Source organism: Pantoea sp. XAF26B01_ASV70 (genome assembly GCF_054512635.1).
Window position 1 is genome coordinate 1,264,277 of sequence record NZ_CM137251.1, and the last position, 24,627, is coordinate 1,288,903.

The window sequence follows — 24,627 nt, forward strand, 5'->3', positions numbered from 1 at the left end:
CCGTTGTCAAAATCCTTTCTGATTAATCTCTTATTCGCCAGTTGCTGCGGATCCCAACGCTATTGCTTTGCTATTCACGCTGCTGCGCACGCTTAATTGCGTTATTAACCGGCATAACCTGTCATGACATCCGATGCTGTTTGCAGGACGTTGTGCCGCCTCTCGTGCACGATCTGAATGCAGATGTGACATGTGCAATGAAAGAGGTAACGCAGGAAAGTGGAATCAGCGGGAAGCAGAGCAACGATAGAGCAGAAAGAGAAGGGCGAGACCTGCTCGCCCTTTGATGCTTAGAGTAGTGCGCAGAACCGTGCTTAGAACGCCAGAACCAGACCGGCGATAGCGGCGGAAAGCACGCTCACCAGCGTAGAGCCGTACAGCAGCTTCAGGCCAAAGCGGGAAACCACGTTGCCCTGTTCTTCGTTCAGACCTTTAATCGCACCGGCCACGATGCCGATAGAAGAGAAGTTAGCGAACGAGACCAGGAACACAGAAAGAATACCTTCTGAATGTGGCGACAGCTGACCCGCGATTTTCTGCAGATCCATCATGGCAACAAACTCATTCGACACCAGCTTGGTCGCCATAATACTGCCGACCTGCAACGCTTCGCCAGCAGGCACGCCCATCACCCAGGCAAACGGATAGAAGACAAAGCCGAGAACGCCCTGGAAGGAGATGCCGAAGATCAGATCAAACAGCGCATTCAGACCTGAAATCAGCGCGATAAAACCAATCAGCATGGCGGCAACGATAATCGCGACACGGAAACCGGCCAGGATATACTCGCCCAGCATCTCAAAGAAGCTCTGGCCTTTGTGCAGATCCTGCAACTGCAGATCTTCTTCGTTTTCTACACGATAAGGGTTGATCAGCGACAGCACGATAAAGGTGCTGAACATGTTGAGCACCAGCGCGGCGACTACATACTTCGGCTGCAGCATGGTCATGTAGGCGCCGACGATCGACATCGATACGGTCGACATCGCGGTCGCGGCCATGGTGTACATGCGGCGCTGTGACATTTGGCCCAGGATATCTTTATAGGCGATGAAGTTTTCTGATTGTCCCAGTATCAGAGAACTCACGGCGTTGAAAGATTCCAGTTTTCCCATGCCATTCACTTTCGACAGTACGGTACCAATACCGCGAATCACCCATGGCAGGATACGGAAATGCTGCAGAATACCGATCAGCGCAGAGATAAAGACGATAGGGCACAATACGTTAAGGAAGAAGAAGGCCAGACCTTTGTCGCTCATGTTGCCAAAGACGAAGTTAGTACCTTCAGCGGCATACTTCAGCAGATGGTCAAAGAAGCCCGCGAATCCTTTGACGAAACCGAGTCCCGCTTCTGAGTTCAGGAAGAACCAGGCGAGCACAATTTCAATCACCAGTAGCTGTATAATGTAGCGAATGCGAATGCTTTTACGATCGTGACTAACCAGCAAGGCGAGTATCCCGACCACCACCAGTGCTAAAAGAAATTGCAAAATATGGGACATGGTTGCTCCAAATTTGAGGAGGGTTGTATTTTGTTGCGTATTCTATGTAACGCGTTACTTAAAAACGAGATCTGAACCACAATATAAGTATTCGCTATCGTTATATTTTCCAGAAAAGTTCCAGAGATCACGTCCTGTTTACAAATACTTCACTTCAGATAACCACATAATTATTGTCTGAATTTTACACCGGGCGTAAAGTGACACTATTGCTCACATTTTTAGCAATCACATCCTTTACTGTAATGTATAGCAATGGCTATACTTTATAGCAGCATCTATTACACCGATAACAATAAACGAATTTCACTTGCACCTGCTAACCCCTAAGCTGCCGGGGCAGGCAAATGTTCAGACAGGGTACCGGATATGTTTGAAAGTCGTACCGCCGAGCGCGCCGCTCGCGGAGTCAGAAAAGTCAAACTCGCACTACTGGGGCCCGCTTTTATCGCCGCTATCGGCTATATCGATCCGGGCAACTTTGCGACCAACATTCAGGCGGGCGCTGCTTACGGCTACAAATTGCTGTGGGTGGTGGTATGGGCCAACATCATGGCCATGCTGATTCAGCTGATGTCAGCCAAGCTGGGTATCGCTACCGGCAAAAACCTCGCTGAACACATCCGCGATCGTTTTCCCCGGCCCGCCGTCTGGTTTTACTGGGTGCAGGCGGAAATTATCGCCATGGCCACTGACCTGGCGGAATTTATCGGTGCCGCGCTGGGGTTCAAACTGCTGCTCGGCATTTCTTTGATGCAGGGCGCGGTGCTGACCGGCATCGCCACGTTCCTGATATTAATGTTACAGAGCCGGGGGCAAAAGCCGCTGGAGCTGGTGATTGGCGGACTGCTGCTGTTTGTGGCGGCGGCCTATATCGTTGAACTCTTTTTCTCACAACCCAGTGTCAAAGAGCTGGTGATCGGCATGGCGCTGCCCGCGTTACCAACGTCGGATGCCGTATTCCTGGCGGCGGGTGTGCTGGGTGCGACCATTATGCCGCACGTGATTTACCTGCACTCCGCGCTGACGCAGGGTAAAAGTGAGGACAGCAAAGGTCAGCGGTACTCCTCAACTAAACTGGATGTGGCGATTGCCATGACCATCGCCGGATTTGTTAACCTGGCAATGATGGCGACCGCCGCAGCGGCGTTTCACTTCAGCGGCCACAGTAAAATCGCTGAACTCGATCAGGCCTATCTGACGCTGCAACCGCTGTTAGGTCAGGCGGCGGCGACGGTGTTTGGTCTGAGCCTGGTGGCCGCCGGATTATCTTCAACGGTGGTCGGTACGCTGGCGGGGCAGGTGGTGATGCAGGGCTTTATCCACTTCCATATTCCCCTGTGGGTGCGCCGAACCGTCACCATGCTGCCCTCTTTTATTGTCATCTGGGCCGGCTGGGACCCGACAAGGGTTCTGGTAATGAGTCAGGTGCTGCTGAGTTTTGGTATTGCGCTGGCGTTGATTCCGCTGCTCTCCTTTACCGGCAACCGCGAGCTGATGGGCGATGATATGGTTAACTCGCGTCTGATGCAGAATACCGGGCGACTGATCGTGCTGCTGGTGATTACGCTGAATCTTTACCTGCTGGTGGGTGAAGCGCTGGGGCTGTAGCGGTTATGGTAAACAAGAAAACGCCCGGCTATGCCGGGCATTTTCTTGTTGGCAACGTCTGGCCAGGTTCGCAGTGATACCGAGCCAGCGCAGGAAACACGGTCAGATCGGAAAGACGCAAAATCCGTCATCCATGACATGCTCGGCCCGCGCCGTCCTGGCGCGGGACGCTTTCCTCTTCTGACCGTGTTCCCTGCGCGTTGAGTTTATGCGTTGCGGCCAGAATCACACTGATTGAAGTCTTTGTGTTGTCTGAAACGCCCGGTTCTGCCGGGCGTTTTTATTAATGGCGATCGTGTCCGTGATGGTCTGGACCGCGATGGTCAGGACCACGACGGTCATGATGATCCCAGCCACGATCACGATCGCGGCGATACTGATGTTCCCAGCGACGCTCACGGTCGCGCTCATGCCAGCGGCGTTCGCGCTCCCACTGCTGCTGACGACGCCACTCTTCGTGTCGCCACCAGCGGCGTTCGTTGTAAGAATAGCGGTCGTTCCACCAGCGCGGTTCACGCCAGCGACCACCATCCCAGTAATAGCCACGGCGATCGCGATCGCCAAGATTCAGGGTGACGCCGGGGGCCAGAGTAATAGAGGCACTGGAGGCCTGGGCTGTGTGGTGTGCCAGCGGCGACAACAGGGCCAGCAGGGCAGCAAAAATAAGGGCTCTTTTCATTTTCTTCTCCTCATCAACAGTCTGATGCTGTTGCGGCGCAGCGATTATGCCTGCGTATTGCTGTTGTTACCGCATCATTGTGTCGGAAGATTGTGAGGAAATTGGGGAGAGAAAGGGGTTTGAGACTATTCTGGCGCAGAAAACGCCCGGCCTCAGCCGGGCGCTAAAATCGTTACATCAGCGCCGCGTCAATCGCCGCTAACTCGCTGTCGCTGAACTGACGGCGAGCGAGCATCGCCACCGCGTCATCGATCTGGGCCGTTTTACTGGCCCCAATCAGCACTGAAGTCACACGCTCATCGCGCAGCACCCACGCCAGCGCCATCTGCGCCAGCTTCTGTTCGCGCTGCTGCGCAATAGCATTAAGCTTGCGGACCTTCTCCATCTTCTCATCCGTCAGCTGGTTCTCATTCAGGAACTTGCTGCCGCTGGCCGCGCGCGAATCTTCCGGAATGCCCTGCAGATAGCGATCGGTGAGCACGCCGCCTGCCAGCGGAGAGAAGGCGATACAGCCGACGCCCGCATCGCCCAGCGTCTGAATCAATCCCTGCTCAGGTGTGCGTTCAAACATCGAATAGCGCGGCTGGTGAATCAGACAAGGGGTGCCTAGATCGCGCAGGATAGCTATCGCTTCGGCGGCGAGATCGGCCGGATAGTTTGAAAGGGCAGCGTAAAGCGCTTTGCCCTGGCGCACCACATGATCCAGGGCGCGCATCGTCTCTTCCAGCGGGGTTTCCGGATCGGGACGGTGATGATAGAAAATATCCACATACTCCAGCCCCATTCGCTTCAGGCTCTGATCCAGACTGGCGACCAGATATTTACGCGAACCCCAATCCCCATAAGGCCCCTGCCACATGGTATAGCCCGCTTTAGTGGAGATGATCAGCTCATCACGATGGGCACGAAAATCTTCCCGCAGAATACGCCCGAAGTTCTCTTCGGCTGAGCCAGGGGGTGGACCGTAATTGTTGGCTAAGTCGAAGTGCGTGATGCCAAGGTCAAACGCATGACGCAGCAGCTCACGGCTGTTATCGACCCGGGTACTGTCACCAAAGTTATGCCACAGTCCCAGCGAAATGGCGGGCAGTTTGATTCCGCTGCGGCCGCTGCGGCGATATTCCATCTGTTGATAGCGATCGGGATGAGGGAAAAGGGACATTCAGCGCTCCTGGGTAAAAACGGGGATATGTGCCAAAAGTCTATCAGTGTATACGGTTACACTCAGTGACAGCGCGCTGCAATTCGCATTTTTACAGAATATTCCGCCAGCGTAACGTCGCCTTTCCAGCCATTGCGGCTGGCTAAAATAGCGGCACGCCTCGCTAATTTCATCCTCTGTCAGATACTTAACCCGACTCTTCCCTGAAAGGAATGCGCAATGTCCACGTTCACTGTTGGAGATTACCTGCTGACCCGTCTGCAGGAGATTGGTGTAAAGCATCTGTTTGGCGTGCCGGGCGACTATAACCTGCAATTTCTTGACCACGTCATCGCCCATCCGGCCATCAGCTGGGTAGGCTGCGCTAATGAGCTTAACGCAGCCTATGCGGCAGACGGTTATGCACGCTGCAACGGCGCGGGAGCGCTATTGACCACGTTTGGTGTGGGCGAGCTCAGCGCGATTAATGGCATTGCGGGCAGTTATGCCGAGTATCTGCCGGTGATCCATATCGTTGGCGCGCCTGCGACACAGGCCCAGTTGCAGGGGGATTGTGTTCATCATTCGCTAGGCGATGGCGATTTCCAGCATTTTATCCGCATGGCCACAGAAGTCAGTGCGGCAACGGCACAGCTTACCGCCGACAACGCCACGGCTGAGATCGATCGGGTGATCGTCAGTGCGCTGCAGACCCGTCGTCCCGGCTATTTGTCGATGGCCGTCGACGTGGCGGCCATGGAGGTGCAGCCACCCGCGCAGCCCCTGAACAGTCATCAATCCTCTTCGCCCGCTGCGCGTCGCGCTTTCAGCGACGCGGCGGAACGTTTGCTGGCACCGGCGCAGCGGGTTTCACTGCTGGCCGATTTTCTTGCGCTGCGCTGGCAGCAGCAGTCCGCACTGGCCGCGCTGCGTGAACAGTGTGCGATTCCCTGTGCCAGCCTGCTGATGGGCAAGGGGGTTCTGGATGAACAGCAGCCGGGTTACGTCGGTACCTATGCCGGTGAGGCCAGCGCAGGTCAGGTGTGCGAACAGATCGAGCAGGTGGATGTGGCGATCTGCGTCGGGGTGCGATTTACCGACACCATTACTGCAGGCTTCACGCAGCAGTTTAACCCTGAGCGGCTGATTGATCTGCAGCCCCTCAGCGCCAGCGTGGGCGGTGAACGTTTTGCGCCACTGTCGATGGCGGATGCGCTGAGCGAACTGCTGCCGCTGTTTGAACGCTATGGCCAGCAGTGGCAACCCGGTGCCACGCCGCCCGCCGCGCAGCCTGCAGAACCGGCGGCGGTGATCAGCCAGCAGGCGTTCTGGCAGGCGATGCAGGCATTCCTGCAACCCGGCGACCTTATTCTGGCCGAGCAGGGGACAGCCGCCTTTGGGGCCGCCGCGTTAAGATTGCCCTCGCAGGCGCAGCTGGTGGTTCAGCCATTATGGGGATCAATCGGCTATACTCTTCCGGCAGCATTTGGCGCGCAGACTGCCGATCCTGATCGCCGGGTTATCCTGATCATCGGGGACGGTTCGGCGCAGCTGACAATTCAGGAACTGGGTTCGATGCTGCGTGACCAGCAGCGACTGATACTCTTTTTGCTGAATAATGAAGGCTATACCGTCGAACGGGCGATTCATGGCGCAACACAACGTTACAATGATATTGCCCAGTGGAACTGGACGGCCTTACCGCACGCCCTTAGCCTGCAGGGCCAGGCGCAGAGCTGGCGTATCAGTGAAACGGTGCAGTTAGAGGAAGTGATGGCGCGACTCTCAGAGCCGAAGTGGCTCTCTCTGGTTGAAGTCGTCATGCAGAAAGAGGATTTGCCGCCACTGCTACGAAAAGTCACCGCCTGCCTGAATCAACGCAACGGCGGCTAAGATTCAGATAGTTGCCGCTGTGCAGGGTGGACTATCGCGGTTAGGCTGTAGCACACCTGAGTAAGACGCTCACCAATCGCACCGGTGAGCGTTGTTGTTTTATGGGCAGAATTTTATAGTGTCCTCCAACTCTTAAGACCCCAAGCGGAGCAACAGAAGAATGACAACCTATGCCTTGGTCGGCGATGTCGGCGGTACTAACGCACGCCTCGCCCTGTGTGAGGTGGAAAGCGGCAGCATCACCCAGGCCAAAACATTCTCAACATCAGAATACGACAGCCTCGAAGCCGTCATCCGCCACTATCTTGATGAACAACAGCAGGACGTTAAAGATGGCTGTATTGCCATTGCCTGCCCGATTACCGATGACTGGGTTGAAATGACCAACCATGACTGGGCGTTTTCCACGCGCAAGCTCAAAGAGAACATCGGTTTTGAACACCTGGAAATCATTAACGACTTCACTGCGGTATCTATGGCGATCCCGATGCTGACCGCCGAAAACGTGATTCAGTTTGGCGGTACAGAGCCAGTCAAAGATAAACCTATCGCGATTTATGGTGCCGGCACCGGATTAGGCGTCAGCCATCTGGTGCATGTGGACAAGCGCTGGGTCAGCCTGCCAGGTGAGGGCGGTCATGTCGACTTCGCTGCCAACAGCGAAGAAGAAGATCAGATCCTGGAAGTGCTGCGCGAAGAACTGGGCCATGTTTCAGCGGAACGTGTGCTGTCAGGTGCCGGTCTGGTTAACCTGTATCGTGCGATTGTTAAAGTGGATAATCGCGTGCCGGAAAACCTGAAGCCGAAAGATGTCAGCCAGCGTGCGCTGGATGACAGCTGCACCGACTGCCGTCGCGCGCTGTCAATGTTCTGCGTCATCATGGGCCGTTTCGGCGGCAACCTGGCGCTGAATCTCGGCACCTTTGGTGGTGTCTATATTGCCGGTGGCATCGTGCCACGCTTCCTGGAGTTCTTTAAGTCGTCGGGTTTCCGCGCGGCGTTTGAAGATAAAGGCCGCTTCCGCGACTATGTTGCCAGCATCCCGGTCTATATGATTACGCACGACCAGCCTGGCCTGCTGGGCGCGGGCGCGCATCTGCGCCAGACGCTGGGTCGCGAAATCTGATTCTGTTTTACCTCGCGCGCGTACTGCCATTCTGCGCGCGAGCGATTTTCCCGATCGGCCTGCTTTAGCGGGGCAGGATCGGGAAATCCCCCCGGACTTTTTGCTGCTCTCCTGCTTCGCCATCCCCCTTTCTGAACAGGCCTTTAGCCCTCCTGCGCTACAGGCGCATCAGCTGTCGAAACTGCTTCACCTTACTGCGGCTGACCGGCACCTGAAACTCCAGATCGCGCAGCTTCAGCAGATAGGTGTTGTTAAACCACGGCTCGATTTCACGAATCTTGCTGAGGCTGACGCAGAAAGAGCGGTGGCAGCGGAAAAATTGCTGTTCCGGCAGGCGTGAACAGAACTCGGTAATATTCATCGACATCACGTAGGATTCGCGCCGGGTATAAACAAAGGTCAGCTTCTCATGCGCCTCAACGTAGTAAATATCATTCACGTCAGTGACGATAATGCGCTCATCTTTGATCAGGTTGACCGTCTGCGGCGCGGGCGTGGCGCTGAGATGGCTGACCGCCTGCTGCGCCTGCGCTGTGGCTTCGAGCTTGTTCAGCATGGTAACAATCCGCGACTCCTGATAGGGCTTGAGAATGTAGTCAAACGCCTCCAGCTCAAACGCTTCCACCGCATGTTCTTTCCACGCGGTAATAAAGACAATCAGTGGCTTGTGGGCAAACTGATGGATATTCTGTGCCAGCAGCATGCCATCCAGTGAGGGGATGTTGATATCGAGGAAAATCACATCAACCCGATGCTGTTGCAGGTACTTCAGCACGTCCAGACCATCGTCAAAACAGGCTTCAATCTCGATTTTGCTGTGATGCTGAATCATCCAGCTCAGCTCCTGCTGCGCCAGGAATTCATCTTCCACAATAATGGCTTTCATAACAGATTCTCCGCCAGGCGCTGGCCATTCTTACTCAGCGTAAAGGAAATCTCGGTGCCCGGCTGATGCCGCACGATATTCAATCCCTGACCCGACAAAAGTTTTACCCGATGATGCACATTGAGCAGGCCGATTTTATTACCGGGCATCTCGTTGCGTGCCACCCGTGCTATCACTTCGTCACTGATGCCCTGGCCGGTATCCCGCACCGAGATCCGCACCTGATCGCCCAGATCCCGGACGCTCAGCGTCACCACGCCTTTGCCTTTACAGGGCTGGATGCCATGGACAATGGCATTCTCCACCAGAGGCTGGATCAGCAGACTCGGCAGCAGAAAATGGAGATCCTCATCGACGTCATAGATCATCGTCAGCTTATCGCCAAACCGGGCCTGCTCGATGGCGATGTAATCTTTCACCTGCCACAGCTCTTTACGGATGTCGATTAGCTCATCGTCGTTCAGTTCCAGGTTGTAGCGCAGATAGCGTGACAGGTTGATCACCAGCTGGCGGGCGGTATCGGGATTGAGCCGGATAGAAGAGGAGATAGCATTCAGGGCGTTGAACAGGAAATGAGGATTTATTTTACTTTGCAGCGCACGCAGTTCCGCTTTATTAGCCATCTCGCGCAGCTGCTCGGCACGCGACACTTCAAGCTGGGTTGAGATGATTTGTGACAGGCCGATCGCCATCTCCTTCAGCGAGCCGGTAATACGGTGTGCGCGGCGATAGTAGATTTTCAGCGTGCCGGTGACTTTGCCTTTCTCCCACAGCGGGATCACAATCATGGAGTGAATATCTTTGGTGCGATGCGCTTCATCGTTGTTCTTAATGATAATTTTACCGCTGGCGATCGACTGCGCCGTGGTGGGGCTGATGCCATCATCCCCATGTTTATAATTATGTTCGCCATAGCCGACGTAGGCCAGAATCTGTTTTTTATCGGTCATCGCCACCGCATCGGCTTTGATCTCCCGTCGGATAATGTCACAGATGTTGCGCAGCGAGTCGCTGTTCACCTGACGGAACAGCGGCAGGGTTTTATTGGCGATCTCCAGCGCCAGCTTGGCCTGGCGGGCGGCAATCGCCTCTTTTTCCCCCTCGACGCTCTGCACCAGCAGTACAATGATGCCGATACTGGAGGCACCGAGGATCATCGGCAGGGCAATTTCCGACACAATCGCCAGCCCGAGTGAGGTGGGGCGCGCCCACACAACAATCAACAACATCGTCAGGGCTTCACAGAGCATGCCGCCGACGATACCGGCACGCCAGCGGTGCTCTTTCAGTACCCGGCGATTAATACCGCCCGCGACGATACCGGCAATGATGCTGGTAATCAGGCAGGGCACGGAGGTCACGCCGTGAATATCGATCAGAAAACGGTGCAGACCGGCGATAACCCCGGTGGCGATCCCGACCCAGGGACCAAACAGAATGCCACCCGCCATCACGGCGATGACCCGCACATTCAGCAGTGAACCATCGACATCGACACCCGACCAGGTACTGAACAGCGCAAACAGGGAAAAGATGGCAGTAACGGCTACTTTCTCCGCACGGGTGTGTTCATCTTTTTGCAGCAGCTGACGAAACGGGCGGGTGCGTGTCAGGAAGAACAGGCAGATCAGCATCAGGGCGGCGCGGTCAAATACTGCCAGTAACATCGTGAAGTGGGAGGACACAGGCGACTCGTCGGCAATGGAAAGTGCCTCTATGATAAAAAATGTGATCGCGAACCGCTAGCGTCCCGATCAATCACGGCGGGAGTTAGTGTTTCAGATCAATTTTTACGGCATATCTGCAAAAAAGAGGAAAGGTTGAGTGCATTAAAGGGGAACAGTTTTTTCGCCCTGCAGAGGCTGGTCGCTAAGGTGCCGTTTTGCTATGTTGCGCGATGAGGCGCGCCAGTGACCGCTGGAAAACCGCGCCCATCGGGAGCAGCAGATGCAACTTGTCACCGCCAGATTAACCCTGAGTAAATTACAGCCAGAAGACTGGCAACTGTTTCGTGCCGTCCATGAAGATCGCGACACCATGACCTGGGTGAGCGAAGTCCCTGATGAAGCGGATATCCGCCAGCGCTTCACCGAGCGTCTGGCCCCCTGGCAGGCGAGCAGTTTTCATATGCTCTGCCTGGTTGCGCGACGTCGTGACAACGGTGAGCCGATTGGCCTGTTTGGCTGCAGCCCCGAATGGGAGCCATATCGTCAGGCGGAGGTGGGCTATATGCTGCTGCATCGCCACTGTGGTCAGGGATATGGCAGCGAAGCCCTGGCTGCGCTATGTCAGTTTTTGCTTGAAGCCGATTTCCACAAACTCAAAGCGATGGTGATTGAAGGGAACTGGGCGTCACGCCGTATTCTGGAGAAAAACGGCTTTCAGCTGGAGGGCACGCTACGGGATAATTATCTGCTGAACGGCTGCTGGGTGAACGATTGGCTGCTGGGGCGGCTGAATCCGCAAAAATAAAAATATTTTCCGCCACCCTCGACAAAATGATCCTCGCCACGTTATGTTCGTAACGGGTCACCACAGTGACCCGCGTCGCTCGGACGGTCCGGGCGCTTACGTAATCCAGAGGACATCATGGCTGATAACAGCACACCCCGTCGTTTCTCGCGTATCGAACGCTTACCCCCTTACGTTTTCAACATCACCGCTGAACTGAAGATGGCTGCGCGTCGGCGCGGCGAAGATATCATCGACTTTTCAATGGGCAACCCGGATGGCCCGACTCCGCCACACATCGTCGAAAAGTTATGCCAGGTGGCGCAGCGTGACGATACCCACGGTTATTCCACCTCTCGCGGTATTCCGCGCCTGCGCCGGGCGATCTCGCGCTGGTACGCCGATCGCTATCAGGTTGAGATCGATCCTGAATCAGAGGCGATTGTCACCATCGGTTCCAAAGAGGGGCTGGCGCACCTGATGCTGGCGACGCTGGATCACGGTGATACCGTGCTGGTGCCCAATCCCAGCTATCCGATTCATATCTACGGTGCGGTGATTGCCGGGGCGCAGGTACGCTCGGTGCCGCTGGTGGCGGGTGTCGACTTCTTCAATGAGCTGGAACGCGCCATCCGCGAGAGCTATCCCAAGCCAAAAATGATGATCCTTGGCTTCCCGTCCAACCCCACCGCACAGTGTGTGGAGCTCGACTTTTTCGAACGGGTGATTGCGCTGGCGAAGCAGTACAACGTGCTGGTGATCCACGATCTGGCCTATGCCGATATCGTCTACGATGGCTGGAAAGCACCATCGATTATGCAGGTGCCGGGCGCGCGTGATGTCGCCGTCGAATTCTTTACCCTGTCAAAAAGCTACAACATGGCGGGCTGGCGTATCGGTTTCATGGTGGGCAACAAAGAGCTGGTCGCCGCGCTGGCGCGAATCAAAAGTTATCATGACTACGGCACCTTTACGCCACTGCAGGTGGCGGCGATTGCGGCGCTGGAAGGGGATCAACAGTGCGTGCGCGACATCGCAGAGCAGTACAAACGCCGCCGTGATGTGCTGGTCAAAGGATTGCATGAAGCGGGCTGGATGGTGGATAACCCGAAAGCCTCAATGTACGTCTGGGCAAAAATACCGGATCATTACGCACATCTTGGGTCGCTGGAGTTCGCTAAGCAACTGCTGCAGGAGGCGAAAGTCTGTGTCTCGCCCGGTATCGGGTTTGGCGACTATGGCGACACGCACGTGCGTTTTGCGCTGATAGAGAACAGCGATCGTATTCGTCAGGCGGTACGGGGAATTAAAGCGATGTTTCGTGCCGATGGCATATTGCCAGGCAGCATAAAAATGGAAGAAGAACGCTGACAGCCAGCAGGGGCGACTCAAGGGTCGCCCCGTGGCGGCACTGTCACGCCATTACTTCAGCAGCAGAACAAAGGTTCCGAACCAAAGTAACGCGAAAAAAGATATTCCCATCAAGGCATATTTCACAAAGCAACTCCTCTGAGCGGTTACGATGATGGCGATCCCAAACCAGTGCAACGCGAACAGATGTGGAAAAGAGATCGCCATTTACAGTCATGGTCTGCTCTTTTCCGGGTTGATCTGAATAACTCAGAACAGGATCGAGCGCTAATTTACGCGGAATCCTCCCCAAATGAAATAGGTCCGTTCTGAGATATTGCTCACAATTTTACGGCACTTCGATTTCAGGGATCGCCGACATGCCTACACGTAACTGAGCCAGATGCTGTTGGTCGCCATCCAGCACAATTTTCACCGGCAGACGCTGAACGACTTTAGTGTAGTTGCCGGTGGCGTTATCGGGAGAGATCGCCGAAAAAGTTGCGCCGGTGGCCGGTGCGATGCTGTCCACATGACCAGTAAAGGTCTCGCCCGGCAGGGCGTCCACCCGGATCCGCACCCGCTGGCCGGGACGCACATCGCTTAACTGCGTCTCAAGATAGTTAGCGGTTATGTAGGTTTGCTGCAGTGGCACCACCGCCAGCAGACGGGTGCCGGCTGATACGTACGCGCCGGTCCGCACCGAGCGCTGACCTACCATGCCGTCAACGGGCGCAGTAATGCGGGTGTAGGAGAGATTCAGCCTGGCCTGATCGACGCTGGCCTTCGCCGCTGCAACATCCGCTTCCGCAGAACGCACCGCCGCCTGTAACACCCCCACCTGTTTTACTGCCGACGCCAGCGCAGCCTGACTCTGATGCACGGCTGCCAGCGCCGAGCGCTGGTTTGAGCTGGCTTTCTGCTGATCGTCGGCTGCCACGGTACCGCTTTTATAGAGGCGGTTATAACGATCGGCGCTCTGACCGGCATACTGCGCAGAGGCTTCGCTGGCCGCGACGCTGGCTTTCTGTTGATCAATCACCGACTGCTGCTGCTCCAGCTGTGCCTGACTGCTCAGCAGTTTCGCCTGGCTCACCTGCAGGTCAGCCTCCGCACTCTCAAGCGCCACACGATAGTCACGATCGTCCAGCGTCGCCAGCAGCTGACCCGCTTTGACCTGCTGATTATCCTGCACCTGCACGTGGCTGATGTAGCCCGAGACTTTCGGTGCCACCAGGGTGTAGTCCGCATTGACGTAAGCGTCGTTGGTGCGGTGATCATTGCCGGTCATCAGTGACCAGACCACAAAAGCGATGGCCAGTAACACCAGCAGCAACAGACTCAGCAGCAGGGTTCTTTTCATTTCGAAAGCACGCATATTCAGTTATTCCGGGAAGGGTTTTGAATCAAAGTTTGAGGCGGCCACACCCGTTTTGGCAGGATGGCGGTAAGCAATAACAGGCAGGCGGCAAAGCCGGTCAGCATCAGCCAGCTGTCGCTCAGGCCAAGGATCGTGGCCTGATGCCTGACAAGGGAAGCGAATCCGCTGAGATTATCGGCGGCGCTGATGCTGCCATCCGGCAACAGCGGCAAGCTGCTGCTGGCCTGACTGGCCGTCGGCGCTGTCATCAGCCAGCTGCGACTGGCCGCCTGATTAATCAGCACACTGGAGTGAAACTGCTCACGATGCGAAAGGAAAACCTCAACCAGCGTAGAGGCAGCGATGCTGGAAAAGCCGCGCACCGTATTAAACATTGCCGAGGCAAACGGGCCTTCTGGCGGGGCCACAACGCTGGTGGCGCTCATCAGTATCGGCAAAATGATCATCGGTTGTCCGAACGCCTGCAGGATCTGCAGCAGCCAGAAATTCTGTCTTGCCCAGTCACTGGTGATCTGTGTGCCCAGCAGACAGGAGGTCACCAGCAAGCCGACGCCCGCCGTCAGCATCCAGCGGCAGTCGATCCAGCGGATATTCAGCAGGGCCGCAATCAGCGGTGCGATCAGCAGCTGCGGCAGGCCCACCGCCAGCGCCAGCGGGGCAAACTCAAGGGTGCGAAAGCCGCTGACCTGAGCAAAATAGGCCGAAGGCAGCGCGGAGCCAGAAAGCCCAAGGATGAGCACGCAGGCCAGGCCCAGCAAGCCATGCGCCAGATTTGGCCGTCGGAGCATCTGCAATTTAAACAGCGGCAGCGGGTGAAACCACTCATTAATCAGGAAAACCAGCAGCAGCGGCAGCGCGGTGAGCAACATACCGGTAATCAGTGGCGAGTTCAGCCAGTCGAGGCGCTCACCCTGGGTCAGCACCAGAATCAGCAGCGCAACACCACTGCAGCCGGTCACCATGCCGAACAGATCGATCTGCTGAAAGCGTTCCGGTCGCAGCGGATCCTGGGGCAATCCCCATCCTGTCAGCAGCATAGCGATCAGCATCAACGGCACGACCTGCCAGAACACCATCATCCAGCTGACGTGATCGGTCCACAACGAGGCCAGCGAGGCCGCCATATTGGGGCCAAACGTCGCGGTGAGGGCATAGCCCGCCAGGCCAAAAAGTTTAAAGGGCGGCGGCAGAAAGCGCAGGGCGACTGTCATCAGCATTGGCGGTAAGGCGCCGCCAAACAGGCCCTGCAATACGCGCAGGCTGATAAACAGCGTCGGATCCCGCACCAGCGGCAGCAGAATGCCAGTCAGCATAAATCCCGCCGACACGCCTAACGTAAAACGCCGCAGCGACAGGGTGACGGCAAACCAGGGCGCAATCATCATGGCGGCCACTTCTGCCGCCTGATAGCCAGAGATAATCCAGCTACCCTGATCGTAACTGATGCCGATCGCGGCACGGATATCGGCCAGCGCGATATCACTGACGCGATCGTTCAGCCCGGAGGTCAGGGCGGCGATGAGCACGCCGACTAATCCCAGTGCCAGTTGCAGTGTAAAAGGATGAGGGGCCGGCGCGGCGGCAGGCTTAGCGTTCATTGCAGGCGATCTCGTTATTATGATGCAGTGTACTGCGATGTGATACAGGTCGTAATATTACATCCCGGTATACTGTATTGCAATGTGGTACAGGCTGTAAAAAGTGCGGCATTCGCGCTACAGTAAGGCAGCTCAAACAGGACGACGCTATGGCACATCAACCCTCCAGCCGCGAGGATGAAAAAACGGGCGGTATACAGGTCATCGCCCGTGCGGCAAAAATTCTTAATGCGCTTGGCGAACAGCCCGGCGGCATGAGCCTCGGTGAGATCGCTCAGGCGGTCGAACTGCCGCGCTCAACGGTGCAGCGTATTGTTGCCGCGCTCGACAGTGCAGAGCTGGTGCGCAGCAGCGGGGCGGGCGGACTGCGTCTGGGGCCGGCGCTGTTAAAACTAATCTCCAGCGTACATACCGATGTGGTTGATCTGGTCAGTCCGCTGCTGGAAAAACTCTCTTCCGACACCAATGAAACCGTCTCGCTGGCGCGCGCCAGCGGCAGTCAGCTGGCGATTATTCACCACGTGGTGGCGTCGCGTGAGCTTCGGGTGGTTCCGCATATGGGACTCAATCTGCCGCTCTACAGCACCTCCGGTGGACGGGCGTTGCTGGCGCTGGAGTGTGAAAAAGATGTACGGACGATCGTTGGCGACGCCTGGCAGGAGTTAACCGATATGACGGTGAAAACGCTGCCTCAGTTGCTGCAACTTATCAGGGAAGTGCGCGAAACCGGTATCGCCGTGGATCGCGGTGAAACGCTGGAAGGTATCTCTACCATGGCGTTTGCGCTGGATACGCTGTTTGGTCGCTTTTCTGTCTCTTTGCTGGTGCCTTCTGCACGTTTTCTGCGACACGAAGCCCGTTTTCGTGACGAGATGCTGAAGTGTAAAGAGGCACTGGTGCGTGAAATCGGCAAAGTCGCCGCGATAGAAGGATAAGCATTCGATGAAAACCCTGCTGATGGCCATTGATCACTCTCCGGTAGCGGAAAAAGTGGTCGCCTTAACCATTGAAGAAGCGCTGGCGCATCGCGCCGAGGTGGTCGTGCTGTGCTGCGTCGATCCCGCTTACTCCTCCTGTAATCAGCCAATGGAAATCGATGCGGGTGAAGATCCGGCCGATTTTGTGGCCGCGCAGGATGAGCAGAATACGGCAGAAATGGTGGTGCGCCATGCACTGGCTCCGTTACTGCGCGCGGGCATTAATGCGCGGGGCATGATTCTGGCGGGTGACGCGGCAGATACTATCGTTGCCCAGTCGCGACAGCTTAAGGCCAGCATGATTATCATGGGACGTCGCCATCTCTCCTCTTTGAATCGGCTGTTAAAAGGCTCGGTCAGCGCATCCGTTATTGAGCGCGCTCACTGTCCTGTGCTGATCGATGTGCGTAAGGATTAATCCCGCCGCATGAATGCTCTGCTTTTTATTACGCTGGCCGCGTTTGCGCTGCTGGCGCTGATTGTAATTGTACTGATCAAAACCACCCGGCTGCGTTTGTGGCAGGGGCTGATCATCTTTCTGCTGCCCCTGATACTGGCAAATCTGCTCTGGTTCAGCTGGGTTGCGCCGCATCAGTTGCAGGCCAGTCAGCGTGAGCAGGCGGTAAATCAACTGGCAAAGATGCCCGGTTATCGGGTGCTGCAGACTCAGGAACCGGCGTTATGGCTGTTGCTGACCCAGGAGCTGACCCGGCGCATCCGTGCGGGGGAGCCAGCTGAAAAGGCGACGGGCGAGCTACGTGGCTGGCTGATTGAGGTGATTAATCAGCGGCTGATGCGCGGAACTGACGCGGCGGTCGTCAACTATATCAGCGTCACGGTTGAAGAGATGCGGGCGCTGAACCAAATCGATCCGGGCCTCTGCTTCCGTTATCTCTATCCGCAGGTGAGTGGTGGCATCAATCTGCTGACCACGCTGCCGCCGTCGCTGAATCGCAAAGAGGCGGATGCCATGGAGCAGCTGCTGCTGAACAGTCCATTGCCCGATCAGCCATTGGATAAGGCGCTGGCGCAGGATGATCTGCAAAAGATTGTCGCCCGGCTCTATCAGCAGTGGGGGGATAAGCTGCAGCAGCTGAATATGCCTGCCGACACGGCGGTTGATCGCTCATCGTTGTGTGCCATGTCGATTGACCTCTACAGTGCGATTCTGGCATTACCTGACAAGCGCGCCGCTAACCTGTTACGTAGAATGATTGCACTGACTGGCCAGTAAGCGGCAGCGGAGCAGCGGAATGGCGGGCGAAAAAAAGCCCGCTAAGCGCGGGCAGGGAAGAGAGGAACAGATTTTTATTTTTGGCATTTCCTGGTGTGGTGCAGTCTTCGTTTTGTCTGAATGCATCTTGTCACGCCGCGTATGATAGTGCTAGCCGTTTAATCGTATTACATTAATCGGTAAAAGCTTCTCAAGTTTTGATTTTTCGCGCATTAATCCTATGGATGCGCGGCATGCTGCGTCATAAACTGCGCGGCAACGTGAGGATAACTAAATGAAAAAACTAATAACCGGCGCACTGGCGCTGATTTTGCTGAGTGGATGTACTGCCAGCAAACCCGGGGCATTTGAACGTGTAGATGAAGATCCAGGCTCAAATACCGTGCAGTACCGTTTTGACCCGGTAAAGGTCAATCGTGATGCAATGAATATTGATCTGGCGAATTACTGCAGTAATAAAGGCTTTGATAAAGTCGAGGCGTTACCTGCGCAGGAGAGTCATATTCCGGGACTGCAGAAAGCGTGGTTCCAGTGTAATTATGCTGTGAAAAGCTAAATAAAACGGGCGGGATAATTATCCCGCCCTTAAAGTTTAATGCTTTTATTTTATGCTGTGTGACATCTTTGCCCGTTAGCGGCGATGGTGACCGCCATGATACCCACCGTGATAACCTCCATAGTAGCCTCCATGATATCCGCCGCCACCCCCGCGGTGCCAGCCATTGTCGTGTCTGGGGCTGATGATACAACCACTTAATAATGTCATCAGCGCAACCACCGAAGCGACTTTAATTAATCTCTTCATCGGAAGCTTCTCCTCTTTTCCAATGACTATGACACTACGCTGGAAAAGTGGAGTGAAGATGCAGGCTTTGTAGAGTTATTTAAGAAGGTATTACGGAATATTTCAGAGTGCTGCGTTTTGCAGCGGAGAATAATAAAGAAATAAGAATGAACTGAATAGTAAATACTATCAAAGAGAATAGTCTCAAAATCAAGCGAAAATAATTCTCATTTGAAAGTTTTTACAACTACATTATTAGCATGTCAGTTCAATGGGAGAGAAACATGGCGCATGACGTTAAAAATATTCTGGCTTTACAGGCTGAACTGGGCGAATGCCCGCTCTGGTCAGTGGAAGAACAGGTGCTGTACTGTGTCGATATTCTGGCACCCGCCATTCACCGTTTTGATCCGGTCAGCGGTGAACTGCAAACCTTCCCGCAGGCGGAAGAGGTGGGATGCATCGGTCTGCGTGAGCAGGGCGGTCTGATAGCAGCATTACGTGGCGGTGTCTGGCTGCTGGATGCGCAGGGTAAGCCAGAGAGAAAGATCGCAGAGAATCCCGGTGAGGCTGCGCAAAGTCGCTTTAATGATGGCCGCGTTGATCCCTGGGGGAATTTCTGGTGCGGCAGCCTGTGGGAACCGCAGGACAAAAATGGCGGGCTGCTGTGCCGCGTGACGCCTGACATGAAGCTGGAGGTCAAGGCGCGTGACATTAAAATTTCCAACGGACTGGCCTTCTCTCCCGACCGGCGCTGGATGTATCACAGTGACACGCCGAATGAAGCGCTCTATCGCTATCCATTAAATGCGCAGGGCGAACCGGGCGAACGCACTCTGTTCCGCCGTTTCGACGCGAAAGGTGGATTGCCGGATGGTGCCGCAGTGGATAGCGAAGGATTTTACTGGTCCGCACAGTTTGATGGCGGACGCGTAGTACGCATCGATCCCCAGAGCAGCGAAATCGTCGATGAGATCCTGCTGCCGGTGAAGTGGCCAACCATGGTGGCCTTTGGTGGCGCCGATCTTAAAACGCTGTTTATTACCAGTTCACGGGAAGATCGCACCGAAGAGGAGCTGGCACGCTATCCGCAGTCAGGCGATATCTTTGCGGTGGACGTCTCGGTGGCGGGCATGGCAGAGCCGCGATTCCGCGGCTAAACGTGAACGGGCCGCTCTGGCGCGGCCCGTCGTGATGGTTAATGACGTTGCAATACAGGTGTTGCTGTAACAGAACTCTGTGGTAAGCGGATGGTGAGTGACAGGAACAGGGAGATGACCAGCAGCGTCATAATCAGGCTGAAGGTGACGGTGAACCCGCCAAACAGTGAGGCGACCAGTGAGCCCAGCACGCTTCCGATACCAAATCCGAGATAGAGCAGACCATAGTTTTTTGTCAGGTTGTTAAGGCCGAAAAAGTCACTGACCAGCGACGGGAATACCGTGATGGTACCGCCAAAGCTGAAGGCTACACAGGCGAGTGACAGGAAGAAGGTGATCTCATTCATTCGGGTAAACAGCAGCACGCTCATCCCGATCAGCGACACGATTTGCGCCAGTGAAATAACCCGGATGCGCATCATTTTGTCAGACAGTATGCCCAGTACCAGACGGCCACTCAGGTTGGCAATCGCAATCACCGTTACCGCACTGGCAGCGGTCTGCGTAGTCAGATGCACCAGCCCTTCGCCTATATCTTTGGCAACGCCTATCACATAGAGACCGCTCATGCAGGCTGTCAGGAACATCAGTGCCAGCATCCAATACTGTGGCAGACGCACCGACTGTGCCAGCGTGTAATCCCGCGCATGTTGCTGACCATTCGTGCTGCTCCCGGTATCCTGAAGGGGGGCATCACGCATCAGAAGTGCACCTAGGATAATCATCGACATCGCGAGCACGCCCCAGATCATAAAGGTCTGCTCCAGACCCACCGTTGCCAGCAGCGCCCCGCAGATAAATTTGAATCCCAGACTACCCAGACCGTAAGCGCCAATCGCACAGGCAGAGATCATCCCTTTGCGCTCCGGAAACCACTTCACGCAGTTTGAGAGCGTCATCAGGTAACCTGCGCCATCCGCCAGACCCACCAGCAGCCCGGCGCTGAAATAGAGCATCATCAGGTTATTAGCATGCGCGGTAAGCCAGAAACCCAGCGCCATCAGCACACCCGCCCCGATAGTGACGCGGCGTACGCCAAAACGTTCCTGTAATTTACCGGCCAGCGAGGAGGCAATAGCCAGCCCCAGACTCAGCAGACCAAACGAAAAAGCAACCTGACTGACCGTCGCATCCAGCTTCTGTGACAGCTGGCCGTTGAACAAACTCCATGTGTAGACTGACCCCAGTGCGAACTGAGTGATTACCGTTCCGAACAATGTAAGCCAGCGAGCACGCTGGTAAGAAGCCTGTTGAGTCTGGTTCATAATTTTTCTCTCCCATCCGGGAATCTGGAAACTGCGGTCAGAATAAAGCAGTGATTCGCGCGCGTGAGCAGTAAAGGCATGAACGGAACGGATCGGGGAATGAAATGCCATTCAGGCGGTATGAATGGCATCGGGAGAGGTTAGCGACGTCGCGTCAAAAGTAAGCAAAACGGCAGCTTAATGATTAAGCGTAATTAGCCGTAAGATAATGTTTCATTAAGATGATTCTGTGAGCAGGTTTACAGATTATTTGCCAGGCTAACAGTTCACTTATCAGGAGGAAATATGAAAGACCGGACATATGAATCCAGCACCAGTGAGGATGAAGTTTGCTGCATCATCGGTCAGGCGGTGATTGAACTCAGTACAGAACAACAGCCTGTGACCAAATCGACGCTAGCATTAAAACTGCTGTCGATGGCCGATCGTGATAGTGACGATGAGCGTGTTCTGCTCTACTGGATTGCGCGTAAAGCGATCAATAAACCACAGAAACTCCTTCAGCAGCAGTGGGCATAACGCCCATCCGGAGGCGGGCCTCAGCCCGCCTCCGCGTCAGATGATTATCCGGCGACGACTTGCCGGCCAACGGGCAAACATCACGACATTGCCCAGTAAAATCATGACAAGGCCAGGGATGGCGCTGGCATGCCACTCATATCCTTCATAACGGGTAGAGAGTGCCAGCGCCACCAGCGGAAACAGCACCGTTGTATAGGCAGCCCGACTGGCTCCGATACGTCCCACCAGCGTAAAATAGGCCCCGAATCCCATCACCGATCCCACGATAGCCAGATAGATCAATGCCCCAAACCACTGTGTATTCCATGTCGGCTGCAGCGAAACACCCTGCAGCAGCGAGACCAGTGCCATGATCAGCGCACCGTATAACATGCCGTAACTGTTGGTTGTCAGCACGTCACGTTGCAGACGCTGATGCCGCTGACTGATCATATTGCCGAATGAAAATCCCAGGGTGCCCAGCGCACTTAACCCAATGCCCCACATCAAGCCGGCCGAGGCCTGAGTGCTGCGCAGATCGTGCCAGAACAACGCAACAATGCCCGCCATGCCGAGCACTATCGCCGGAATCAGACGTGCGGAAGGGCGCTGACGGAAAAATATCCAGCTGTTAATGGCGTTATACATCACCGCCATAGAGAAAATGACCGACTCCAGTCCGCTGCTGATATAGCCAGAGGCGTAATAAAAGCAGACAAAGTTAAAGCCAAAAACGCAACAGCCCTGCAGCACACAGAAGAGGTGATCCTGCAGCGTCAGCCTGTGCAGACGCTTTATCAGCTTAAGCAGCAATAACATGACCAGCGAGGCCAGCAAAAAACGCCAGAAGACAGCGACAGTTACGGCGCTGATGCCTGCAGACTGTTGCGCATAAATCGCAATCCAGGTCGTGCCCCAGATCAGCACGACTGAGAGATACAAAAACAGGTTCATTACCAGATTCTCCACCGCAAAACGCCGAGTCTGCACCCGCAACGCTCCCTGGTCTTGCAGCGGATTGCGCAGGGTTTGCAAAATCTTGCGCATTTTTACTCTCTGTCCCGATGTGCTCTGTTTTCTGTCCCGCGCAATCCGTAAACTGGCACTCTGTTTATCTGAACTGATACCCCGATGAGTCGCTTCCAGACCTTTGACATGCTGCAACGACACAAAGCACAACTGCGCGATCAGGTGCAGCTTCACAGCGGCATTCAGCTGGCAGCCTGGTTTAATAGTGGCGATCGCGTGACAAACCTCAGCGACCATCACACGCTGAGCCTTTACGTGGCGGGCGGCTACGATACCTGGCATAAAACCCCGCATGGCTGGCGTAACGGTGGCGCACCGGACCGCTTCTGTCTGATGCCGGCAGGCACGGAATCAACCTGGGATCTGCGTGCGGATCTCGCCTTTGTTCATCTCTATTGCAGCGAGAACCAGCTACGGCAACTGGCCGAACGGGTCTGGGACCGCAGTCCGGCGCAGTTAAACCTGCATGAGAAAATCTTTTCTGTTGATGACCGCATTACCCAGCTCTATCGACACTTTCTGCTGAGCAGCGACTGGCAACAGCCCGCCAGCCAGCTGACGCTGAGCAGCGCATCAACACTCTTGCTGACCCATCTGCTGCAGCACTACAGTGAAGTAAAGTGGCAACTGCCCCAGGTGCGGGCTGGACTGGCTCCCGCGGTATTACGGCGGGTTCTGGAATTTATTGAAACCCATCTCGATCAGCCTTTAACCCTGTCTGTGCTGGCGCAGGAAGCGGCATTGAGTGAGTTTCACTTTGCCCGCATGTTCCGTCACACCACTGGCGAGGCACCACACCAGTTCGTGATGCGCCGTCGTATGGATCGTGCAAGGATGTTGCTTGAGCGGCCCGATCTTACGCTGACCGATATTGCCCTTCAGTGTGGTTACCACTCTTCAGCCCACTTCAGCCATCGTTTCCGGCAGGTTTATGGTATGACGCCCTCGGCGTGTCGTCGGGAAAGTCGATGAACTTCTTAGCGGCAACAGGCACATTAGCAGCGTATAACAGTGCCACAAATCATTAACATAACTTATTATAAAAACTAACCCGTTTGGGCTGGTTCTCGTTTTCACTTTCTGCCGCTATCCTGTAAAAAAAGCATGAACCGCACTTTTTAGCATTGGGTAATTTCTCTGCTCAATCCCGCAATGAACTATTCACTGAAACATTTTTTAGTCCCAGCCATCATGCGCCCCACAGCCGAAATCTTAAGAAAAATCTTATATATCAGATCAGTATCAGATTTTTGTTGGCAAGTTTATCCTGTTACATATGGTTACATATTATCATTTCCTTTAGCTGACCCACTATTTCTAAACTCGCGCCATGGGTGTTTATCTGAAAAATAAATTCAGGATTTACGCTCTTTCATCACGTCATATCGCCAGTAAATGGAATGTACTCGCTTCTGACCGCAGGTTCTGCTTTTCACTGAATGTTTAATAGCAGGAATGTTTTATGGCAGGGTAAGCCATTCTTAATATTTGACACTGGCTGTGGCGGTTTCTATCACTCCATAGAACAGGGACAGCCATGTCTAACTCTTCCTTTCAGTCCGAAATACCCAAGGCACGTATCAATTTAAAACTTGATTTGCATACGGGCGGGGCGAGCAAGAAAACCGAACTCCCCCTGAAATTACTGGTGGCGGGCGACTTCAGTAATGGTCAGGAGTCCGCGCCACTCTCTGAACGCAAAAAAGTTAATCTGAACAAAAATAACTTTGACTCAGTACTTTCCGAATATTCCCCAAAAGTCAATCTCACCGTTAAAAACACGCTTGCCGGTGACGGTAGCGAAGACAATATCAATCTGACATTCCAGAGCATGAAGGATTTCACCCCTGAGCAGGTTTCCCGGCAGATCCCTCAGCTGAAGGCGATGCTTTCCATGCGTAATCTGCTTCGCGATTTAAAAGCTAACCTGCTGGACAATCAGGCTTTCCGGAAAGAGCTTGAAAAAATTCTGCTCGACCCGGCATTAAGCGCAGAACTCAGATCTGAGTTGTCTGCTCTGGCCCCTAAACAGCCATAACGGTCAGGATGTTTTAAC

The 24,627-nt window shown here is 54.9% G+C and carries 23 protein-coding genes; 13 read left to right on the forward strand and 10 right to left on the reverse strand.

The window, feature by feature from the left end; genetic code table 11:
* Positions 1-314: 314 nt before the first annotated feature.
* Positions 315-1,505: a NupC/NupG family nucleoside CNT transporter gene (locus tag ACX8ZY_RS06120; protein WP_010671371.1), complete on the reverse strand. Its 1,191-nt coding sequence runs from the start codon at positions 1,503-1,505 to the stop codon at positions 315-317.
* A 369-nt stretch (positions 1,506-1,874) separates the two neighbouring features.
* Between ACX8ZY_RS06120 and ACX8ZY_RS06125 the strand changes: the two genes are divergently transcribed.
* Positions 1,875-3,116, forward strand: a complete 1,242-nt coding sequence (locus ACX8ZY_RS06125) for an Nramp family divalent metal transporter (RefSeq protein ID WP_010257845.1) — start codon at positions 1,875-1,877, stop codon at positions 3,114-3,116.
* Between the two features lie 283 nt (positions 3,117-3,399).
* On the opposite strand, the gene ACX8ZY_RS06130 is transcribed toward ACX8ZY_RS06125, so the two are convergent.
* Together ACX8ZY_RS06130 and mgrA are read right to left on the reverse strand one after the other, a co-directional pair.
* Positions 3,400-3,795 (reverse strand): DUF2502 domain-containing protein, encoded by a 396-nt coding sequence (locus ACX8ZY_RS06130; protein ID WP_010257849.1) that lies wholly within the window; start codon positions 3,793-3,795, stop codon positions 3,400-3,402.
* 172 nt (positions 3,796-3,967) lie between these two features.
* Positions 3,968-4,957: an L-glyceraldehyde 3-phosphate reductase gene (mgrA, locus tag ACX8ZY_RS06135; RefSeq protein ID WP_033788118.1), complete on the reverse strand. Its 990-nt coding sequence runs from the start codon at positions 4,955-4,957 to the stop codon at positions 3,968-3,970.
* A gap of 219 nt (positions 4,958-5,176) precedes the next feature.
* On the opposite strand from mgrA, the gene ipdC reads away from it, so the two are divergent.
* A complete protein-coding gene (gene ipdC / locus ACX8ZY_RS06140) occupies positions 5,177-6,829 on the forward strand; it encodes an indolepyruvate decarboxylase (protein ID WP_421665275.1) in 1,653 nt (550 codons plus the stop codon).
* A gap of 160 nt (positions 6,830-6,989) precedes the next feature.
* Positions 6,990-7,955 carry a glucokinase gene (glk, locus tag ACX8ZY_RS06145; RefSeq protein WP_010257856.1) on the forward strand — a complete coding sequence of 322 codons (966 nt, stop codon included), beginning with the start codon at positions 6,990-6,992 and terminating at the stop codon, positions 7,953-7,955.
* A 157-nt stretch (positions 7,956-8,112) separates the two neighbouring features.
* On the opposite strand, the gene ACX8ZY_RS06150 is transcribed toward glk, so the two are convergent.
* Both ACX8ZY_RS06150 and ACX8ZY_RS06155 read right to left on the reverse strand, forming a co-directional pair.
* A complete protein-coding gene (locus ACX8ZY_RS06150) occupies positions 8,113-8,841 on the reverse strand; it encodes a LytR/AlgR family response regulator transcription factor (RefSeq protein ID WP_033769736.1) in 729 nt (242 codons plus the stop codon).
* Entirely contained in the window at positions 8,838-10,508 is a 1,671-nt protein-coding gene (locus ACX8ZY_RS06155; RefSeq protein WP_010257859.1) for a sensor histidine kinase, read from the reverse strand. Before ACX8ZY_RS06155 ends, ACX8ZY_RS06150 begins: the two co-directional genes overlap by 4 nt.
* A gap of 280 nt (positions 10,509-10,788) precedes the next feature.
* Between ACX8ZY_RS06155 and ACX8ZY_RS06160 the strand changes: the two genes are divergently transcribed.
* On the forward strand, positions 10,789-11,313 hold the full coding sequence (locus ACX8ZY_RS06160; protein ID WP_031590544.1) for a GNAT family N-acetyltransferase: 525 nt from the start codon (positions 10,789-10,791) through the stop codon (positions 11,311-11,313).
* A 117-nt stretch (positions 11,314-11,430) separates the two neighbouring features.
* Positions 11,431-12,663 (forward strand): alanine transaminase, encoded by a 1,233-nt coding sequence (alaC, locus tag ACX8ZY_RS06165; protein WP_033758563.1) that lies wholly within the window; start codon positions 11,431-11,433, stop codon positions 12,661-12,663.
* A 51-nt stretch (positions 12,664-12,714) separates the two neighbouring features.
* On the opposite strand, the gene ypdK is transcribed toward alaC, so the two are convergent.
* The 3 genes from ypdK to ACX8ZY_RS06180 form a co-directional block, all read right to left on the reverse strand.
* Positions 12,715-12,789 carry a membrane protein YpdK gene (gene ypdK / locus ACX8ZY_RS06170; protein ID WP_099257831.1) on the reverse strand — a complete coding sequence of 25 codons (75 nt, stop codon included), beginning with the start codon at positions 12,787-12,789 and terminating at the stop codon, positions 12,715-12,717.
* 202 nt (positions 12,790-12,991) lie between these two features.
* Entirely contained in the window at positions 12,992-14,020 is a 1,029-nt protein-coding gene (locus ACX8ZY_RS06175) for an HlyD family secretion protein (RefSeq protein WP_010257869.1), read from the reverse strand.
* Between the two features lie 2 nt (positions 14,021-14,022).
* Positions 14,023-15,621, reverse strand: a complete 1,599-nt coding sequence (locus tag ACX8ZY_RS06180) for an MFS transporter (protein WP_089415058.1) — start codon at positions 15,619-15,621, stop codon at positions 14,023-14,025.
* A 149-nt stretch (positions 15,622-15,770) separates the two neighbouring features.
* Between ACX8ZY_RS06180 and ACX8ZY_RS06185 the strand changes: the two genes are divergently transcribed.
* The 5 genes from ACX8ZY_RS06185 to ACX8ZY_RS06205 all read left to right on the forward strand — a co-directional run bounded on the left by ACX8ZY_RS06185 (position 15,771) and on the right by ACX8ZY_RS06205 (position 19,776).
* Entirely contained in the window at positions 15,771-16,556 is a 786-nt protein-coding gene (locus ACX8ZY_RS06185) for an IclR family transcriptional regulator (protein WP_010257875.1), read from the forward strand.
* 7 nt (positions 16,557-16,563) lie between these two features.
* Entirely contained in the window at positions 16,564-17,016 is a 453-nt protein-coding gene (locus ACX8ZY_RS06190) for a universal stress protein (protein WP_346531665.1), read from the forward strand.
* Positions 17,017-17,025: 9 nt separating this feature from the next.
* Positions 17,026-17,832, forward strand: coding sequence for a hypothetical protein (locus ACX8ZY_RS06195; RefSeq protein ID WP_421665276.1), 807 nt, complete (start codon positions 17,026-17,028; stop codon positions 17,830-17,832).
* A gap of 274 nt (positions 17,833-18,106) precedes the next feature.
* Positions 18,107-18,388, forward strand: coding sequence for a putative periplasmic lipoprotein (locus ACX8ZY_RS06200; protein WP_033758553.1), 282 nt, complete (start codon positions 18,107-18,109; stop codon positions 18,386-18,388).
* 512 nt (positions 18,389-18,900) lie between these two features.
* On the forward strand, positions 18,901-19,776 hold the full coding sequence (locus ACX8ZY_RS06205) for an SMP-30/gluconolactonase/LRE family protein (protein ID WP_400369220.1): 876 nt from the start codon (positions 18,901-18,903) through the stop codon (positions 19,774-19,776).
* A 38-nt stretch (positions 19,777-19,814) separates the two neighbouring features.
* Here ACX8ZY_RS06205 and ACX8ZY_RS06210 read toward each other — a convergent pair whose 3' ends face one another.
* Entirely contained in the window at positions 19,815-21,041 is a 1,227-nt protein-coding gene (locus ACX8ZY_RS06210) for an L-lactate MFS transporter (protein WP_022624176.1), read from the reverse strand.
* A 285-nt stretch (positions 21,042-21,326) separates the two neighbouring features.
* Here ACX8ZY_RS06210 and ACX8ZY_RS06215 point away from each other — a divergent pair, with 285 nt between their 5' ends.
* Positions 21,327-21,560: a hypothetical protein gene (locus tag ACX8ZY_RS06215; protein ID WP_010257893.1), complete on the forward strand. Its 234-nt coding sequence runs from the start codon at positions 21,327-21,329 to the stop codon at positions 21,558-21,560.
* A gap of 36 nt (positions 21,561-21,596) precedes the next feature.
* Here ACX8ZY_RS06215 and ACX8ZY_RS06220 read toward each other — a convergent pair whose 3' ends face one another.
* Positions 21,597-22,496: a DMT family transporter gene (locus tag ACX8ZY_RS06220; protein WP_050679758.1), complete on the reverse strand. Its 900-nt coding sequence runs from the start codon at positions 22,494-22,496 to the stop codon at positions 21,597-21,599.
* 177 nt (positions 22,497-22,673) lie between these two features.
* Between ACX8ZY_RS06220 and ACX8ZY_RS06225 the strand changes: the two genes are divergently transcribed.
* The gene (locus ACX8ZY_RS06225) at positions 22,674-23,543 is read left to right on the forward strand and encodes a helix-turn-helix domain-containing protein (protein ID WP_425021104.1); all 870 of its coding nucleotides are present in this window, start codon (positions 22,674-22,676) and stop codon (positions 23,541-23,543) included.
* A 565-nt stretch (positions 23,544-24,108) separates the two neighbouring features.
* Entirely contained in the window at positions 24,109-24,609 is a 501-nt protein-coding gene (gene tssB, locus ACX8ZY_RS06230; RefSeq protein WP_010671384.1) for a type VI secretion system contractile sheath small subunit, read from the forward strand.
* Positions 24,610-24,627: the final 18 nt, after the last annotated feature.

Coding starts and splice junctions, on each gene's coding strand:
- ACX8ZY_RS06120 (WP_010671371.1), bottom strand. CDS start 1,505: ATGTCCCATATTTTGCAATTTCTTTTAGCACTGGTGGTGGTCGGGATA.
- ACX8ZY_RS06125 (WP_010257845.1), top strand. CDS start 1,875: ATGTTTGAAAGTCGTACCGCCGAGCGCGCCGCTCGCGGAGTCAGAAAA.
- ACX8ZY_RS06130 (WP_010257849.1), bottom strand. CDS start 3,795: ATGAAAAGAGCCCTTATTTTTGCTGCCCTGCTGGCCCTGTTGTCGCCG.
- mgrA (WP_033788118.1), bottom strand. CDS start 4,957: ATGTCCCTTTTCCCTCATCCCGATCGCTATCAACAGATGGAATATCGC.
- ipdC (WP_421665275.1), top strand. CDS start 5,177: ATGTCCACGTTCACTGTTGGAGATTACCTGCTGACCCGTCTGCAGGAG.
- glk (WP_010257856.1), top strand. CDS start 6,990: ATGACAACCTATGCCTTGGTCGGCGATGTCGGCGGTACTAACGCACGC.
- ACX8ZY_RS06150 (WP_033769736.1), bottom strand. CDS start 8,841: ATGAAAGCCATTATTGTGGAAGATGAATTCCTGGCGCAGCAGGAGCTG.
- ACX8ZY_RS06155 (WP_010257859.1), bottom strand. CDS start 10,508: ATGTTACTGGCAGTATTTGACCGCGCCGCCCTGATGCTGATCTGCCTG.
- ACX8ZY_RS06160 (WP_031590544.1), top strand. CDS start 10,789: ATGCAACTTGTCACCGCCAGATTAACCCTGAGTAAATTACAGCCAGAA.
- alaC (WP_033758563.1), top strand. CDS start 11,431: ATGGCTGATAACAGCACACCCCGTCGTTTCTCGCGTATCGAACGCTTA.
- ACX8ZY_RS06175 (WP_010257869.1), bottom strand. CDS start 14,020: ATGCGTGCTTTCGAAATGAAAAGAACCCTGCTGCTGAGTCTGTTGCTG.
- ACX8ZY_RS06180 (WP_089415058.1), bottom strand. CDS start 15,621: ATGAACGCTAAGCCTGCCGCCGCGCCGGCCCCTCATCCTTTTACACTG.
- ACX8ZY_RS06185 (WP_010257875.1), top strand. CDS start 15,771: ATGGCACATCAACCCTCCAGCCGCGAGGATGAAAAAACGGGCGGTATA.
- ACX8ZY_RS06190 (WP_346531665.1), top strand. CDS start 16,564: ATGAAAACCCTGCTGATGGCCATTGATCACTCTCCGGTAGCGGAAAAA.
- ACX8ZY_RS06195 (WP_421665276.1), top strand. CDS start 17,026: ATGAATGCTCTGCTTTTTATTACGCTGGCCGCGTTTGCGCTGCTGGCG.
- ACX8ZY_RS06200 (WP_033758553.1), top strand. CDS start 18,107: ATGAAAAAACTAATAACCGGCGCACTGGCGCTGATTTTGCTGAGTGGA.
- ACX8ZY_RS06205 (WP_400369220.1), top strand. CDS start 18,901: ATGGCGCATGACGTTAAAAATATTCTGGCTTTACAGGCTGAACTGGGC.
- ACX8ZY_RS06210 (WP_022624176.1), bottom strand. CDS start 21,041: ATGAACCAGACTCAACAGGCTTCTTACCAGCGTGCTCGCTGGCTTACA.
- ACX8ZY_RS06215 (WP_010257893.1), top strand. CDS start 21,327: ATGAAAGACCGGACATATGAATCCAGCACCAGTGAGGATGAAGTTTGC.
- ACX8ZY_RS06220 (WP_050679758.1), bottom strand. CDS start 22,496: ATGAACCTGTTTTTGTATCTCTCAGTCGTGCTGATCTGGGGCACGACC.
- ACX8ZY_RS06225 (WP_425021104.1), top strand. CDS start 22,674: ATGAGTCGCTTCCAGACCTTTGACATGCTGCAACGACACAAAGCACAA.
- tssB (WP_010671384.1), top strand. CDS start 24,109: ATGTCTAACTCTTCCTTTCAGTCCGAAATACCCAAGGCACGTATCAAT.